Origin of the sequence: Sphingomonas sp. CFBP 13706 (assembly GCF_014842355.1) — a bacterium.
Lineage (GTDB): Bacteria > Pseudomonadota > Alphaproteobacteria > Sphingomonadales > Sphingomonadaceae > Sphingomonas > Sphingomonas aerolata.
Genome location: NZ_JACYVM010000017.1, coordinates 1 through 16179, shown reverse-complemented (window position 1 = coordinate 16179; position 16179 = coordinate 1). Strand labels below are relative to the sequence as shown.

12 protein-coding genes are annotated in these 16179 nt (G+C 57.2%); 10 read left to right on the top strand and 2 right to left on the bottom strand.

The genetic code is table 11. The annotated features are described in order from the left end of the window. Nucleotide 1: 1 nt before the first annotated feature. A complete protein-coding gene (locus IFS44_RS19065) occupies nt 2-1171 on the bottom strand; it encodes a DegT/DnrJ/EryC1/StrS family aminotransferase (RefSeq protein WP_192099652.1) in 1170 nt (389 codons plus the stop codon). Nucleotides 1172-1231: 60 nt separating this feature from the next. Further along, a complete protein-coding gene (locus tag IFS44_RS19060) occupies nt 1232-2686 on the bottom strand; it encodes a right-handed parallel beta-helix repeat-containing protein (protein ID WP_206757870.1) in 1455 nt (484 codons plus the stop codon). Between the two features lie 255 nt (nt 2687-2941). Here IFS44_RS19060 and IFS44_RS19055 point away from each other — a divergent pair, with 255 nt between their 5' ends. The 10 genes from IFS44_RS19055 (at nt 2942) to IFS44_RS19010 (ending at nt 15974) form a co-directional block, all read left to right on the top strand. Further along, complete coding sequence (locus IFS44_RS19055) at nt 2942-4285, top strand: O-antigen ligase family protein (protein ID WP_192099650.1); 1344 nt, start codon at nt 2942-2944, stop codon at nt 4283-4285. A gap of 42 nt (nt 4286-4327) precedes the next feature. After that, complete coding sequence (locus IFS44_RS19050) at nt 4328-5038, top strand: polysaccharide biosynthesis/export family protein (RefSeq protein ID WP_192099649.1); 711 nt, start codon at nt 4328-4330, stop codon at nt 5036-5038. Nucleotides 5039-5050: 12 nt separating this feature from the next. Then, the gene (locus tag IFS44_RS19045) at nt 5051-7237 is read left to right on the top strand and encodes a GumC family protein (protein WP_192099648.1); all 2187 of its coding nucleotides are present in this window, start codon (nt 5051-5053) and stop codon (nt 7235-7237) included. A 119-nt stretch (nt 7238-7356) separates the two neighbouring features. Continuing rightward, nucleotides 7357-8469 (top strand): hypothetical protein, encoded by a 1113-nt coding sequence (locus IFS44_RS19040; protein ID WP_206757869.1) that lies wholly within the window; start codon nt 7357-7359, stop codon nt 8467-8469. A gap of 209 nt (nt 8470-8678) precedes the next feature. Then, nucleotides 8679-9743, top strand: a complete 1065-nt coding sequence (gene gmd, locus IFS44_RS19035; protein WP_192099646.1) for a GDP-mannose 4,6-dehydratase — start codon at nt 8679-8681, stop codon at nt 9741-9743. A gap of 1 nt (nt 9744) precedes the next feature. After that, nucleotides 9745-10722 (top strand): GDP-L-fucose synthase, encoded by a 978-nt coding sequence (gene fcl, locus IFS44_RS19030; RefSeq protein WP_274604250.1) that lies wholly within the window; start codon nt 9745-9747, stop codon nt 10720-10722. A 679-nt stretch (nt 10723-11401) separates the two neighbouring features. Further along, nucleotides 11402-12409, top strand: a complete 1008-nt coding sequence (locus tag IFS44_RS19025) for a site-specific integrase (protein ID WP_192099683.1) — start codon at nt 11402-11404, stop codon at nt 12407-12409. Between the two features lie 453 nt (nt 12410-12862). Beyond that, nucleotides 12863-13744, top strand: a complete 882-nt coding sequence (locus IFS44_RS19020; protein WP_192099645.1) for a replication initiator protein A — start codon at nt 12863-12865, stop codon at nt 13742-13744. Nucleotides 13745-14339: 595 nt separating this feature from the next. Beyond that, entirely contained in the window at nt 14340-15167 is an 828-nt protein-coding gene (locus tag IFS44_RS19015; RefSeq protein WP_192099644.1) for a helix-turn-helix domain-containing protein, read from the top strand. Nucleotides 15168-15734: 567 nt separating this feature from the next. After that, the gene (locus IFS44_RS19010; protein WP_192099643.1) at nt 15735-15974 is read left to right on the top strand and encodes a hypothetical protein; all 240 of its coding nucleotides are present in this window, start codon (nt 15735-15737) and stop codon (nt 15972-15974) included. The last annotated feature ends 205 nt before the right edge of the window (nt 15975-16179 follow it).

Here is a 16179-nt window from a genome sequence, read left to right as displayed (position 1 = left end):
TTTATCCCAACGCGGCCTTGACGGCATTGATGACGCGATCTTGATCGGCATCAGTCATGAGCGTGTACAACGGTAAGCTCACTAACCCGTGATAGGCGCGATCGCCCTGGGGATAGTCCGCCGCCGTCAGGCCATAAGTATCGCGCCAGTAGGGCTGCCGATGCAGCGGGACGTAGTGTACGCTGGTGCCGATCCCAGCAGCGCTCAGCGTCTCTATAAACCGAGCGCGTGTATCAAGATCGTCATCCAAGACCGTCAGTCGAATTGCATAGATGTGCCAAGCGTGGGTATCCCCTTGAACTGGGCGGGGGGCATCAATGATCGGCAGCTTAGCAAAGGCATCCTGATATCGGCGAGCCAACGTGTCGCGGCGTTCTGCAAATGCATCGATCCGGGTTAGTTGGACTCGACCAAGCGCGGCAGACATGTCATTGAGGTTGTACTTGTATCCGGGTGCGACAACCTCGTAATACCACGCAGGTGTCTTGGACTGGAACCGTTCAAATGCGTCGCGGTTGATCCCGTGGAGGCGCATTACCCGCATCCGCTCTGCCAACGTAGAATCGCGAGTGACCACCATGCCACCCTCGCCTGTGGTCATCGTCTTGTTCGCATAAAAACTGAACACGGTGATGTCGGATGCTAGCGTGCCCACCAGCGCTCCCCGATACATTGTCGGGAATGCGTGCGCTGCGTCCTCGATCACGCGTAGGCCATGCCGCTGAGCGATCTCGAAGATCGCGTCCATGTCGCAGGCTAGTCCTCCATAATGAACGACAATGATCGCTTTGGTTCGCTCAGTGATGCGGCGCTCAATGTCGGCGGGGTCTATGTTGAGCGTTGCTGGATCAATGTCAGCAACGACTGGATCAGCGCCCATGTAGCGCACAACCTCAGCGGTGGCAGTAAAGGTGAGCGTGGGAACGATCACCTCGTCGCCCGGGCCGATGCCTATCGCTTCGACCGCAAGATGCAATCCCGCGGTCGCCGAACTAACCGCCAGCGCAGTGACGTCACCGCCAAGGTAGGTCGAAAATTCCTGTTCAAATGCCCGGGCATTAGGACCAGTGGTGACCCACCCGCTAGCCATCGCCTTGCCAACGGCGGCTTGTTCGGCCTCACCGATATCGGGGAGTGCATAGGGGAGGAAAGGCAATTGTGTCGTCGTCATGATCGCCCCCTTAAAGAACCCGGGGGGCGGGGAACAGTCACGAAAATGATTCGATGAAGATCAGGGTTCAATTAAGCGATGCGCCGTCCCGCCTCGATGGTCGACACTATCGCCTTGTCGATTGCGATCGAAGCGGTTGCCGCCATAGCGCAAACCAATGCGATTCAGCCCGATCGCGATGCCATAATCTCCGTTAGCGACAAACCGGTTGTCGGTAACGACCGCATCGACGCTTTGGGTCGCGTCGGTGTTGGCCTGCAACAGGACGCCCGACCCCCTATTGCGAGCAACATCGTTATCGAGAATCGACAGACCCACGATTGAGCCCACGCCATCATAGGTTCCGGCACGGACCCCTGCGGCACTATTATTGTTTATTCGGTTCTTGCGAATCGTGACGCCCCGCTGGCCGACTGAAGAAATCGCGCCGAACTGCCGTTCTTCGCTACAGCAAATGCCTTCGCGACCGTTGTGAGCAATCTGGTTTTCCAAGATGACGATGTCTGTAATCTGAACGCCCGCGGAACTAATGAAGACGCCGCATCCCTTGTTGCTAGCGATAACATTGCGCTCGATCAGGACTGGGCCGACACCACGTGTTACGGCAATGCCCCCGCCGACCGATTCTCTGTCATCCGTCACGCCGGAGTGCGTAATAACATTTCGGCGAATCACGATATCACGCGCCAGCGCGCCGTACAGGTTAATGCCGTATTGCATCCAGTTGCTGATTGTGCAGTCCTCAACGACCGTGCGGCTTGGTCGACCGTGCCGATTGCTGGCAGGATCATTAACAATCGATATGGCTGATTGAAACGTATCATCGGTGATCGCCGACAATTGGTCCTTACCACCTTGAAGTGATAGGCCAGCGACCCGTCCTCCGCCACAATGCAGAAAGCCAATACCGTTCGCATCGCTGCTCTCGTTGCGGATCACCGAGGTCGGCCCCGCGCCGACGATCTCGCAATCGTCGCCTGTAATGTGGATGGCGTTGCCGAATGGGATCTGGCCACCGCGATATCGCCAGGCGGTCGTATGGAGCGTCACCGATGCGTCGAATTGGAGCTGAGTTGCGTCGATTGGCACGAGAAGGCGCCCGGTGACGCGGTAAGTGGCCGGACCCGGCAGCGTGACACTGCCGCCGCGCGACAAGGCTTCGTTGATCGCCGCAGTATCGTCTTGGCGACCGTCCCCGATGGCACCATACTGCCTAACGTCGCCGCCGATCTGGTAAAGACGGAACCCGCGGCCATCGGCGCTGATCGCCGAGGATCGTGGATAGCGTTGGACCCAAGTGCGATCAATCCGTGAATCGAAGACATAGCGCCCGCCACCAATCCCCTTTCGTGACCAGCCTTCGGTGACGATCGTCGTCACGCTTGCCGGCCATTGCAACGTCGCGATGTCGATGAACAGACCGGCATTTGCCGATTCCTGAGCGCAGGCGACCGTCGGGAAGCCGAGCATTGCAGCAGCGATGGGCGCCCGCTGTAGGACGTCACGACGCGACATGCTCTGCAAGGAGGTAAGATGGTAGTCTCGGTCAGGCATAAGGATGAGGTTCCAAAAGGAATTGAGTGGCGGCGGATATCTGGGTAACGGTAGGTTGCTCGGGCATGCCCGCTGTCGATCTTAAAGCTAAAGCTTATGCGAAACGTATCGATCCGCTAAGGGGGCTATCTTGCGTCCGATTGGTGCGCAACAGGCGCAGTTTTTCAACAGGCAATCGGCATGTTAGCATCCGTACGATCCAGTTACAGACCCAGCATGAGCTTGAACTCCATCCTGGTACTCGGCCTCCTCGTGGCGATCTGGGTGGCGGGCGGTGCGTCGCGGGCCGATGAGCTAGGGCAGGCAATAGTACGAACCGCAGCGTGGATCGCGATTGTCGTTACCGCGTTGTTTGGGGCCCGCCCATCGCTGTCGAAAGTTAGTCCGGCATTGTGGATTATCTTGGCTGCGCTAGTTCTGGTGCTGGTGCAGCTTATACCTCTGCCACCTGCTATATGGCAGGTAATGCCAGGCCGACTTGGACTGGCCAACGCAACCAAAGCGATAGGCATGGCCGAGGTGTGGCGACCGATCGCGATCGTGCCCGGCGCGGCGGTTAATGCCGCTGCATCGCTTGTCGTTCCTTTTGCGATACTGCTGCTCGTCGCCGGACTTGACGAGCGGGAAATTGCATGGCTGCCTGCCATAGTTTTAGGAATGGCGGCGGCGACTGCGTTGCTCGGGCTGCTGCAATTCTCGGGCGCCGGGTTCAACAATCCTTTCGTAAACGACTCTCCAGGACAGGTCAGCGGGAATTTCGCTAACCGCAATCATTTTGCGCTGCTGTTGGCAGTCGGATGCTTGGTAGCGCCAGTCTGGGCATTTCAGGTTCGGCAGCGCTTGAGTTGGCGAGTGCCTGTCGCCGTGGGACTGGTGGTACTGTTTGTGCTCCTCATTCTGGCTAGCGGGTCGCGGGCAGGCCTTTTAATCGGCGTGTTAGCTATTGTAATGGCTTTGCTGCTAGTTCGAAACGCCATTCAGCGCGAACGGCGACATCTGCCACGTTGGGTGTTTCCCGTGATCGTAATGGGAAGTGTCCTGACCATCGGATTGTTCGTTCTACTCAGTATCGGCGCTGATCGTGCCATATCCGTCGACCGATTGTTCCAAATGGAAGCAGGGGAGGATTTGCGCACACGTAATATGCCAACGGTCCTAAGGATGATCGGTACCTATTTTCCCGTAGGTTCGGGGTTCGGCGGTTTTGATCCGGTCTTCCGAATTCACGAGCCGTTGGCGATGCTTAAGCTTACCTATTTTAACCATGCCCATAATGATTTTTTAGAGGTGGCCCTCGATGGCGGTTTTGGCGCGTTGGTTCTGTTGGTTGCCGTACTAATATGGTGGGTTGTAGCCAGTATCAGGGCGTGGCGGGGAGGCGCGGATGTCGCCAAGCTCGGTTCGGCAATGCTTGCTCTAGTTTTTGTCGCGGCAGCGTTCGATTATGCGGCTCGAACCCCGATAATGATGACGATTATCGTCATCGCCGCCATTTGGCTTGGAACGCCGCGAACGAGAATTGCGCGTACGCCTTTACCCGCTGCGGCAGGCCAACTATAGGCCCCCATGTTTTTCACTGCTTCTCCGGAAATTCGAAACCGCATGCGTAAGCATTATATCGCCCTTGCAATAGCGGCGGCTCTATCTGGTTGCGCGAGCAGTCGCCCGTTGTCCTCCACAGAACGATTGACGGTTGTCGAGGGAGGCAACATGCTGCCCCCGCCGGGCCGGGGCGACCTGACCGCGGCAGACCGGCCTGCGCTGATTGGACCGCTCGACACCATCCAGGTCGACGTCTTTAATGTGCCCGAACTTAGTCGCGAGATGCAGGTGGATGCCAGTGGGCGTATTGCCATGCCGCTGGCAGGCACTATTGATGCTCGAGGTAAGACCGCTGAGGAACTGGCGACGGTGATAGAAACGGCGCTACGTGCAAAATATGTTCGCAGCCCTGGCGTAACCGTTAACATCAAGAGTTCAGTCAGCCAGGTCGTTACAATCGATGGGCAGGTTATCGAACCGGGGCTGTACCCGGTCACAAACGAGATGACCTTGATGCGGGTGATCGCATCGGCCAAGGGGTTGGCGGAGTTCGCCCGCCAAGAAGATGTCGTCATCCTGCGTACCGTCGGTAACCGGCGCATGGCTGGCCTCTACAATGTAGCGGCCATCCGACAGGGTGCCTATGACGATCCGGCGGTGTTCGCAAACGACGTGATTGTTGTTGGTGATTCTCCGCAGCGTCGCCTGTTCCGCGATATCGTTTCTCTGTCTCCAATCTTGGCGGCTCCGCTAATCGCAATCGTGCAATAAGGTCGGCCGTCCATGACCCCAACTTTTTCGACTCCTTATCGCAGTGATGCGCTCGCCGCGACAACGGCTAACGACGTTTCTATGATCCGGCAGTATATTCGAATTGCCATGCGCTGGCGGTACGTCATCCTAGGCGTCACGGTTGGTTGTGTCGTCGCGGGATTGATCATCACGTTATTGATGACCCCCAAATTCACAGCGACCGCAACCATAGAGATTTCCCGCGAAGCCAATCAGGTTACCAATTTTCAAGGGGTAGAGCGCGAGACGAGCGTTGCTGATCAGGAATTTTATCAGACGCAATATGGGCTCCTGCAATCGCGCTCTTTGTCTGAGCGGGTCGCTACGCAGTTGCGTCTGGTCGATGATCCCTCATTCTACGAACGCTTCGGTGTTTCGCGCAAGGAGCCGGCATTTCAGCAGATCAACGGTCGGTATCCGGCGTCAGGGAGGGCTATTCGCCAGCGCGTTGCGGGTGAAACGTTGCTGAAGAACCTAAATATAGCCCCAACCCGCTTGTCACGCCTCGTCGATATCCGTTTCACCAGCCCCAATTCAGAGCTTTCGGCTAAGGTCGCCAATACGTGGTCTGATGCGTTCATCCAGACGAACCTCGAGCGCAAAGTCCAGGCGACGTCATATGGCCGGAACTTGCTTCAGCGGCAGCTAGCTCAACAGAAGGAGCGGCTCGATGAGAGCCAGCGTCAGTTAGTAGGCTACGCATCTCAGCAGCGGATCATCAATCTGCCCGCTCAGTCGAATGCCGATGGAACAACCTCGGAGCGTTCGATCGTTGCCGATGACCTCGCCTCGCTCAACACCGCTCTGTCCCAAGCGACCGCCGAGCGAATTGCCACGGAGTCACGCTACAGAGAAGGTGGTCGTGCGGGCGCCTCGTCGGAAGCACTGCGCAATCAGGCAATAAATTCGCTGCGACAGCGCCGCGCCGAATATGCAGCCGATTATCAAAAGCTATTGATCCAGTTTGAACCGGGATATCCCGCTGCCCGCGCGCTCAAGTCGCAAATTGACCAGCTCGACCGAAGTATCGGCAACGAGGAGCGGCGCGTGTCGGGTTCGCTCGAAACCGATTATCGTGGCTCTGTCGAGCGTGAGAGGGCGCTCCAGGCGCGGGTCGAACAATTAAAGAACAACTATCTCGATCTGCGACGCCGTTCGATCCAGTACAATATCTTTCAGCAGGAAGTGGATACAAACCGAGCATTATACGATGGGCTGCTCCAGCGCTTCAAGGAAATCGGCATAGCTGGCGGCGTTGGTGTAAACAATGTGTCAGTCGTAGACCAAGCCGATGTGCCGCAGAAGCCGTCGAGCCCGCGCCTGCTTGTTAACATTGTAATCGCGTTGCTTGTCGGGCTGGGGCTTGGCGCTGCGCTTGCTTTTGCACTTGAGCAGATGGACGAGGCGATAGCTGATCCGGCAGAGGTTGAGCGCCGCCTCGGCCTACCGCTGTTGGGTTCGGTGCCCAAGGTCGATGGCGTCACTCCGCGCGAAGCGTTACTTGATCGCAAGTCAGATTTGGTTGATGCTTATCTGGCGGTGCAGACTAATCTTGCCTTCACAACTGAACATGGTGTGCCGCGATCGTTCTCGGTTACCTCAACCCGCCCGGCTGAGGGCAAATCGACAACCGCATTAGCGCTTGCCACCATGCTAGCGCGTAGCGGCAAACGGGTAATTCTAGTCGATGGTGACATGCGCTCGCCGTCGGTGCATCACTTGGGCAGAGTCGATAACGACCGCGGCCTCAGTAACTTCCTTACCGGTCAGGATGAAATCGCGTCGCTGACCTTCCAAATAACCGATCTGGGTTTCACTGCCATGTCAGCAGGGCCGATTCCGCCTAATGCTGCTGAGCTGTTGACGGGCAATCGTTTGTCACAGCTTATCGAGAGGCTGTACGAACAGTTTGACCATGTTGTGATTGATAGCCCACCAGTCATGGGCTTGGCCGATGCGCCGCTCATCGCAAGTCGAGTTGAGGGCGTGGTCTATGCCGTGGAATCGCATGGAATTCGTTCAACGCTGGTCAAGGCAGCGCTCGCCCGGCTAGCCGCGGCGAACGCCCACATCTTTGGAAGTGTGGTGACAAAGTTTGAGGCAAGCAAAGCGCATTACGGATACGGTTACGAATATGGCTATGGCTATGGCCGCGATAAGTCTAAGGCCAAGGCCTGATGTCTCGTCGTGGCGCGCGCGTGCAGCGTTCCGCCGCTGAATGGCGTGCACGCATTATGCTGGCCATTGCGGCTGCCGTTCTAGGCACCGTCTCAGTCTCACATTCCCTTGCATATATGATGCGTATTGCTGCGGTTGAGCATGCTCATTTGCTGGCGCCCTGGGATGGACGGATTACGGCACTCCTATCTGCAAAGCTATCCGGTCCTGAGGCGAGCGTTGCTGAACGTCGTCGTGCTGATGATTTGGCTAGACAGGCGCTGCAACAGGATCCCACTGCAGTACCTGCAGTTGCGACGCTCGTCATTGATGCGGAGATTCGCGGAGATACCGCGACCGCACGGAAAATATTCACCTATTCAGAAATGCTGTCACGGCGTGACCTGCGCACGCGAATATGGGCGATTGAAGACGCGGTCGCGCGCGGCGATATCCCAGGCACATTACGCAACTATGATATCGCACTACGAACGTCACGAATTGCGCCAGATCTATTGTTTCCAGTACTGATCAACGCGATTACAGACGGTAACATCCGTGCGGCGCTCGTTCGTACGTTAGCAGCGCGGCCGGCATGGGGTGATCAGTTCATTGCCTATGTATCTGGTAACGGTCCCGATGCCCGTGCCACTGCCCGCTTGTTCGAAGCGTTGCAGAAGCGCCAGATCGTCCAGTCGGAAGGCGCGACCGCCGCATTGGTCACGCGGCTGCTAACGGAAGGGCATGTCGACGATGCTTGGCGTTACTATTCTTCTGTGACCCCCGGCGTTGATCGTCGGCAGTCGCGCGATTCACAATTTGTCGCCAATCGTGCCACACCGTCCGCCTTCGATTGGAACCTGGTCAGCGACAGTGGGATCGTAGCAACGATTCAACGAGGTGAGCGGGGTGGTATATTCGATTTCTCGGTTCCTTCGAGCTTGAGCGGGCCGCTGCTCGAACAGATGCAGTGGCTTCCACCTGGAAGTTATATACTCGAGGGACACAGCATTGGGATCGATCAGCCTGATGCGACACTGCCTTACTGGGTTCTGCATTGCGGAGAGGGCCGAGAACTTGGCCGTGTGGTGGTACCCGCATCAACGCGAGATAATGGCCGCTTTTCAGGCCGTTTCCGCGTCCCGGCCGATTGTGCAGTCCAGCATCTAATCCTGATGGCACGCGCAACCGACCAGATGACGGGCACAATCGGTCAAATCGATCGCGTTCGATTGCGTCCGATCGGCGGATGACGGATATTTTTTAGAGCCTGAACGCGACCCGTAGCAGCAGGTGATAATCGAGAGCCGGAAATGCCTGGTCCTGAGTCGAACTAACTAGGTCTGACTCTATCAGCATATAAAATGCTCGCGAATTCGTATGATTTTACGCTAACCGACGCGGCGAGATGGCAGACCTGATCGGAAACGTCCTGTCTGCGCCAGAACCTTGAAGGGCCATTATGACGAAGAACGTTGCGCTTATCACCGGTATCACCGGACAGGACGGTGCGTACCTAGCCGAACTACTGCTGTCTAAGGGATATGAGGTTCACGGTGTCAAGCGTCGGTCTTCATCTTTCAACACAGGCCGCATCGAGAACATATATCAGGATCCACACGAACAGAATGCGCGCTTTCATCTGCACTATGGCGACCTGACCGATTCGACCAACCTGATTCGCTTGGTACAGCAAGTACAGCCGACTGAGATTTACAATCTTGCGGCGCAAAGCCATGTGCAGGTGAGCTTTGAAACCCCGGAATATACCGCTAACGCCGATGCGATTGGAACGTTGCGTTTGCTCGAAGCAATTCGAATTCTGGGTCTGGAAAAGACGGTGCGCTTTTATCAGGCATCTACCTCGGAGCTTTATGGGTTGGTGCAGGAAGTGCCACAGAAAGAAACCACCCCCTTCTACCCGCGGTCCCCCTATGGCGTAGCAAAGCTCTACGGGTATTGGATCGTAGTAAATTACCGCGAAGCCTATGGAATGCATGCGTCGAACGGTATCCTATTCAACCACGAAAGCCCGTTGCGAGGTGAGACGTTTGTCACCCGTAAGATTACCCGCGCCGCCGCTGCAATCAAACTTGGGCGGCAGGACAAATTGTGGCTTGGCAACCTCGATGCGCAGCGAGACTGGGGTCACGCCCGCGAATATGTCCGTGGCATGTGGATGATGATGCAGCAGGACACCCCGGACGATTATGTGCTGGCGACTGGCGAAACGACGCGGGTACGCACTTTTGTTGAATGGGCGTTCGAGGATGTGAACATCATGCTGCGCTGGGAAGGCGAAGGTGAGAACGAGAAGGGCTATTGCCGCGATACCGGACGCTGCTTGGTTGAGGTGGATCCGCGCTATTTTCGTCCAACCGAAGTGGAGTTGTTAATCGGCGATCCGACCAAGGCTAAGGTAAAACTGGGTTGGACACACGAGACTAGCCCGCGCGATTTGGCACGCGAGATGGTGGAGGCTGATCTTGTTTTGATGCGCGACGCTCCAATCGCTAAGGGTGTCTGACATGATTGGTAAGCGCTACGGCTTGGCGGGTAAGCGAATCTTTGTGGCCGGGCACCGCGGCATGGTTGGCAGTGCGATTGCGCGCAAGCTGGCGGAACGTGGCGCCCAGGTGGTAACGCGCACCCGCTCCGAGCTCAATTTAACTGACCAATGGGCGGTGCGCGAATTTTTTAGCGCTGAGCCGATAGATGGTGTTGTGCTGGCCGCGGCAAAAGTGGGAGGAATCCATGCTAATAGCATCTATCCCGCTGACTTTATTTACGAAAACCTGATGATCGAATGCAATATCATCCATCAGGCGTTCGCGAGTGGGGTTCGCCGGCTACTGTTTCTTGGCTCATCATGCATCTACCCGCGCGTGGTCGCGCAACCGATGCGCGAGGATGCATTGTTGACAGGAAATCTCGAGCCTACAAACGAGCCCTATGCGATTGCAAAGATCGCCGGTATCAAGCTGTGCGAAAGCTACAATCGTCAGCACGGCACCGACTATCGCAGCGTTATGCCGACCAATCTCTATGGCCCTGGCGATAATTTTCACCCTGAAAATAGTCATGTGATGCCGGCGCTGATCCGGCGTTTTCACGAGGCGGTCGAGGTGGGAGCAAAGCAAGTGACGATCTGGGGCACGGGCACGCCGCGCCGCGAGTTTTTACACGTTGACGATATGGCTGAAGCATCATTGTTTGTCCTTGACCTGCCGCTCGAGGGCTACCAGGCTAATACCATGCCTATGCTTAGCCACATCAACGTCGGCTACGGAAAGGACGTGACCATCGCCGAGTTGGCGAAATTGGTGGCGCGGGTGACCAAATTTAGTGGTGAGATCGTGTTCGACACGACTAAACCCGACGGCACAATACGTAAGTTAATGGATTCAAGCCGAATCGAAGCGATGGGCTGGAAGCCGTCAGTTTCTCTAGCCGATGGGGTACGTGAAACCTATCGCTGGTTTCTTGACCATGTAGCGTCCGCTTAAAATTCTCTGTCTTTCCATTGCCGGCTGGCTGCAGCCATCCGTGGCTAGGCGAACGGCGCAAGTCAGCCTATAGGCGTGAGGATGCGAAAAATATTGTTGCTCGCCCTGTTTGGATGGGCTGTCCCTGTAGTAGCACAGGATCGCGACGAAGTCCTGGTTGCCCCCCCTGTTCCCTCTCAAAGTCGCCAGGGAGAAACCGCGCGATCGGGGGCTGGACAGGTTGGGCTACGTCAGAGCCGTGAACAGGTGCAAGCTGACACTGGCATCGAGCCGATGGGGCGGATCGACGGGCGCATTCAGAACCGGGTGCAAGCGCGTATCCGCAACCGGATCGATCGGTATTACGACCCGCGCGCCAACGCGACATCACCATTTGCAGTCGCAAGTGAGCAAGCAGCAGCGCTTGGGCGGTCACGGCGGTAAGCGCTTGGGTGGGAAATAACCGTGCTGTCCGTCTCTTATGAAGCAGCTAACAGTACACGCCTGAGTAATTTTCACTTGAAACGCTGTCGCGTCGCCGATTTGGATTTCATGTCTACATTCTTCAGGGCGGCCAAAGTTATAGCATTTCCAAACGACCCCTATGTCCGATAAGTATCATTCTCGGACAGGAGGGTAGCGTGGCGAAATCGAGCGTGGCACACGCTCTTGTATGGTCGCTTCCCGCACTCCTGGACCGATGCCGTGCGATCCGGACATCAAATCGTCGCAAACACCGTTCGTTACCGTGGTCTCGGATGAACCGATGTTGCCCACGATCCTGCATGAAAAGATCGAGCGCGCGGCCGCGTATGCGAAAGCGGCCCGCGCCGGTGCAACGCGACGCGCTTACGATTCCGATTGGACGATCTTCACCGCCTGGTGCACGCGGCATGGTCTGCCATCGCTCCCGGCCACACCGGACATCGTTGCGGTCTTTGCCAGCGACCAAGCGACCGCCGGGCTCAATCCGTCGACGATCAACCGGCGGGTGGCAGCCATCGGACATCATCATCGCGCTGGCGGGTATCCGGCACCGACTGCGATGCCGACCGCGGGTCGTCTGGCTGAAGTACTCGCCGGCATTCGCGCGGAACACGGCGGTGCCAAACGACAGAAACGTCCCGCAGATGCGGCTGCGCTTCGCAACATGCTGGCCGCGATCGACGGTGAAGGTCTGCGGGCCCTGCGCGATCGCGCGATCCTGGCGATCGGGATGGCCGCAGCGTTGCGGCGGTCCGAAATCGTCGCGCTTCAGGTCGAAAATGTCGGGGTCGTACCCGAGGGGCTTAGACTGACTATCGCCCATTCGAAGACTGATCAGACCCGGCAAGGCATCGTTATCGCCATTCCTGAAGGCTCGCGTATTCGACCGAAGGCGCTCCTTCTCGCCTGGATGGCTGCGGCCGGCCATATTGAAGGACCGCTTTTTCGACGCCTGTCGCGGCTCGATGCGCTTACCCCTGCCGCCATGTCGGATCGTGCGATTGCTCGCCTGGTCCAGCATCATGCTGCCGCTGCGGGCTATGATCCGAAACAATTTGCGGGGCATTCCCTACGCGCGGGATTTCTTACCGAGGGTGCATCGCAAGGCGCGACGATCTTCAAACTTCAGGAAGTTAGCCGACATAAATCGGTGCAGGTTCTTGCTGACTATGTACGGAATGCGGATCTCTTCAAGGATCATGCAGGTCAGCGGTTCCTCTAAGGATCCGATAACCATAGATATCGAAGCTCCGCGGGTCGATGTGTCTACAGGTGGACTTCTAGGGTCCGATATGCCGGTACATTGGCCGAGGGATCAATTATCGCGAATTGAACCGTGGCAGACATTTTAAAGACGCTTGTCGCCTGCTCGCAAAACGGTCGCGTGATAGGGCGGGTTTCGGGTTTTCCGCGTGATAGCACGAAGCCGTATCTTCACACCGTATGGTCCTTGCCGTTGCTCGGCGTTTTCCTCGTAAAATCACGAACGGCGAAACCAGTCGCGGTACCATATTCCTGAAATCGGAGCGTTTTCCCGGAGGCGGGCTGTCCATATGTCTAGTGCCACGATCCAACCCAGCCAATGTTCGTGCTATCACACGGAAAACCCCCTTTCCGTTGGACAAGCGTGAGACACCGACACAGGTTGATCGCTGATAAAGGCGAGTTTGGGATCATGAGCGACGTTTCGGTTTTTCAGGGCGATCTGTTTTCGGTGCATAGCCCGCTGTACGGCGATGTGCAGGGCGAGCGGACCGTGGCTGAATTTCCGTTCTTCGCCCTGTCGAAAAAGGCCCATATGACGCCGATGGTCTTTGAATCGGGCGAAGCCCGGATCGAGATCAATCCGAGCAAGACCGGCGTCGCAACGATCTATGACAAGGAAATCCTGCTCTATATCGCCAGTCTGATGGCGGAGCGGGCCGAAAAAGGCGAAAAAGCCGACCGGATCATGACGTTTACCGCCAATGATCTCTTCCGCGTCACCGGTACGAACGCGTCGGCACGGTCCTATACGTCGCTCAAGGCCTCACTGAATAGGCTGCAAGGGACGCAGATTATCACCAATATCGAAACCGGCGGCGAAGGGTCGGACAGCTCCTTTTCCTGGCTGCTCAAGGCTGACATCAAGTACATCAAGACATCGACGGGCGAGCGCAGGGTAAAATGGGTCGAAGTCATGGTGTGCGATTGGCTGTATCGTGCGATCCTGACGGATCAGAGGATCGCTGCATACCATCATGACTTCTTCAAGCTTGGTCCCATCGAGCGGCGTCTCTACGAACTTGCCAAGTTCAACTGCAAGGACGACGGATTCACACTTGATATTGGCGAGCTTGCGGCGCGCGTAGGCTGCGCTTCGGACCGACGTGGCCTCGAATATTTCAAGAAGCAGCTTCGCGACGTGTCCGAACAGGATAGTCTACCCGAATATACTCTCGATGTGGCTGAAACAAAAATTCCGTCGGGACGTGGTGGTCGGCCACGGTTGCACACGACCATCGGCTTTCGACCCAAAAGAGAACTCGAAATCCTAGACGACGACACGGACGCGTAATCCGTTTGCATGCTAGCACGAGGTTTTCCGTGTAATAGCACGAACGCAAACTCGATACCCGTCGGCCTGCCCGGCTAAGCTACCGGACCCGGCAAGAGTTTTCCGTGTAATAGCACGAACATTTCCCGGGTTTTCCGTGTAAAAGCACGAACCTTGGCGCTTTGCCCTGTCCCCATAAACCGCAAGGGTGGCCTAACGGCGGTCATCGTTCGTCGAATCCGGTTTCTTGCGGATCCGATGAGCGAGGACGTGGTCGTAAAGATCATTGGCAAGGGAGGACAAGTGCCGACGTTTCTGAGTCGCATCGTGCGCAGCGCCTACGCTGGTGCAGGATGCACACATCGCTCAGATCGGCACCCTGCCCTATCTTGCCCCTGGCATCGATGACGAAGGAATGGCTGTGAGCGGATAAAAGGAAACCCGGCACAAAGGCCGGGCATCCCGAAAGCACATACTAGGTTCGTGCCGGCAAGCACAAACGATCGCCTCAACAACGATCCCTAAATACGGGCTTTTCAGATTGAATTCAAGGATGCGCGTTTCGTGCCACGGCTGACTTTTGCCTGTTTCCGCCACCCTAAAAAGGGAACGGACGATGGGGACTATAACGATAGGCGACGCCGCGCTTAAGGCGTTTGGCCGGCTGACGCATGAGCGTTTGGCAGGGCGATCCGGGGGGCGATCGGGTGCGCCGCACCGGACGGGCGCGCCTGTGCTGCGCGACAGCTTGGAGGCGGGCAGCTTCGAGGAGGCGTTCTGGACAGTGCCGGCAAAGGGTGAAACCGACCGTTTGCTGCATGTCGCGCGTAAGACCCTCGATGCTGCAAGACGTTTGCGCCGTGATGCGCGATCGGGGGAGCGAACGCTCACGGCCGTTGAGCGAGGTATCGCGAAGCTGACCGGCAGCGCCGTCCGGGTCTTTGAGGAAATTCTCACGCTCGCGCGGTTGAACCGCGGCCGTGTATATCCTTCCTACGATTATCTTGCCGAGGCGACGGGGCTTGGTCGTGCAACCGTTGGCCGCGCGCTCGTGATCCTCGAAGCGATCGGCTTTCTGGTGCGTCAGCGGCGTTTCAATCGCGTGAAGACCGAGGGACCGGGGCCGCGATACGTTCAGACATCCAATGCCTATCGGCCTCTGCTGCCTGGCAGCGTCCGATCCTATCTCCCCCGCTGGATGCGTCCTGCGCCGTTGCCGGATGACGTTGTCCAGCATCACGCTGATCATGCGGTGCAAACCGCTGCAATGCTGGACACGTTGTCCTGTCGGGAGCTCGCGCAGATTACCGTCGATGGCCAGCTGGGCAAAATTCTTGCTAAGCTGGGTGAAGCGATCGATCGTTCGGAGCGTGAAGCTCAAAATGGTTCAGAACCACTAACCGGTTCTATTAATATGGGTAACTATCAGACGCGCTTTGTCTAAGGACCGGGTCAAGCCACCATGAGCAACCAGCCGGTACTTACAAACGAATAACACGCGGAAAACCCTGGACGCGCCGACGTTGTCGGCGCGAATGCTCCCTACAGGATCATGCGGCTTCTGGAGCTCGATTATCGGGGCTGTCCCGCACGCGTAAGCTGACTGCGCTTGCAAGGAGCAGCAACGTGACTGCGCGGCCCATCCGTGTAGACCAAGTGACAAACGTCACGACGCCGGACAGGTTATAGCGGCGCCTCATGATTGCCGCATCTGCATCAGGCACGTAGAGAGACATGATATCCCCGAGGCCCGCGCCGACATCTTCACCGGAGCGCCCTGGACGGCTGACCGTTTCCAGCATTGTGCCGATGCTATAATGCGCGCAGCGTCAGCGACGCACCGTACGCCCGGCTGCTCCCTGCTACCGATCTCTTCTACGCTCCCCCTCCGATTACCCGCGCAATCGCATTCGATGCGTTCGGGACGCTGGTGCATACCGGCTGCAAGCGGCATCCGTTCGAGCGGCTGATCCGACAAGCACGGAACTAGGCATGGCCCCTGCCCTCACCGATGATCCAGCCGATCGACTTCGCAGACTATGACGCCGGTTGGGCTGCCGTACCTAAACGCCGAGCCGACGATGCTCAACGAGAATTAGAGACGATCGCGCCCTATTCTGACACCCTAGGTACGCTGCGCCGGTTCGGCGAAGAGGGTGTGATGATCGCTGTCGCATCCAACCTTGCCCTGCCCTATACAACCCCGCTGAGGGCTTTGTTTGGCATTCTAGGGGTCACGACACGAAAGTGAGTTTTGCGTACGCTAGGAGCGAACAGAACGTGTCCGCAAACCCGTTACCCGCCGAGATTGTCCGGCTATCCGTCAAAACCGTGTGCTGGCGGACACTCTGACGCTGGCCGGCATACCAGCGTTTAACGGCCAATGGCGGCTAACGCCCGATTGTGTTGAAAAAGCTGGGATCGGCCGCGGGCAGGCCCGTAGTTTGAAACAGAGC

Excerpts from the sequence above, each read along its gene's own strand:
- IFS44_RS19060 (WP_206757870.1), bottom strand. The coding sequence starts at position 2,686 with ATGTCGCGTCGTGACGTCCTACAGCGGGCGCCCATCGCTGCTGCAATG.
- IFS44_RS19010 (WP_192099643.1), top strand. The coding sequence starts at position 15,735 with ATGATCCAGCCGATCGACTTCGCAGACTATGACGCCGGTTGGGCTGCC.
- IFS44_RS19045 (WP_192099648.1), top strand. The coding sequence starts at position 5,051 with ATGACCCCAACTTTTTCGACTCCTTATCGCAGTGATGCGCTCGCCGCG.
- IFS44_RS19015 (WP_192099644.1), top strand. The coding sequence starts at position 14,340 with ATGGGGACTATAACGATAGGCGACGCCGCGCTTAAGGCGTTTGGCCGG.
- IFS44_RS19050 (WP_192099649.1), top strand. The coding sequence starts at position 4,328 with ATGCGTAAGCATTATATCGCCCTTGCAATAGCGGCGGCTCTATCTGGT.
- IFS44_RS19065 (WP_192099652.1), bottom strand. The coding sequence starts at position 1,171 with ATGACGACGACACAATTGCCTTTCCTCCCCTATGCACTCCCCGATATC.
- fcl (WP_274604250.1), top strand. The coding sequence starts at position 9,745 with ATGATTGGTAAGCGCTACGGCTTGGCGGGTAAGCGAATCTTTGTGGCC.
- IFS44_RS19020 (WP_192099645.1), top strand. The coding sequence starts at position 12,863 with ATGAGCGACGTTTCGGTTTTTCAGGGCGATCTGTTTTCGGTGCATAGC.
- gmd (WP_192099646.1), top strand. The coding sequence starts at position 8,679 with ATGACGAAGAACGTTGCGCTTATCACCGGTATCACCGGACAGGACGGT.
- IFS44_RS19040 (WP_206757869.1), top strand. The coding sequence starts at position 7,357 with ATGCGTATTGCTGCGGTTGAGCATGCTCATTTGCTGGCGCCCTGGGAT.
- IFS44_RS19055 (WP_192099650.1), top strand. The coding sequence starts at position 2,942 with ATGAGCTTGAACTCCATCCTGGTACTCGGCCTCCTCGTGGCGATCTGG.
- IFS44_RS19025 (WP_192099683.1), top strand. The coding sequence starts at position 11,402 with ATGCCGTGCGATCCGGACATCAAATCGTCGCAAACACCGTTCGTTACC.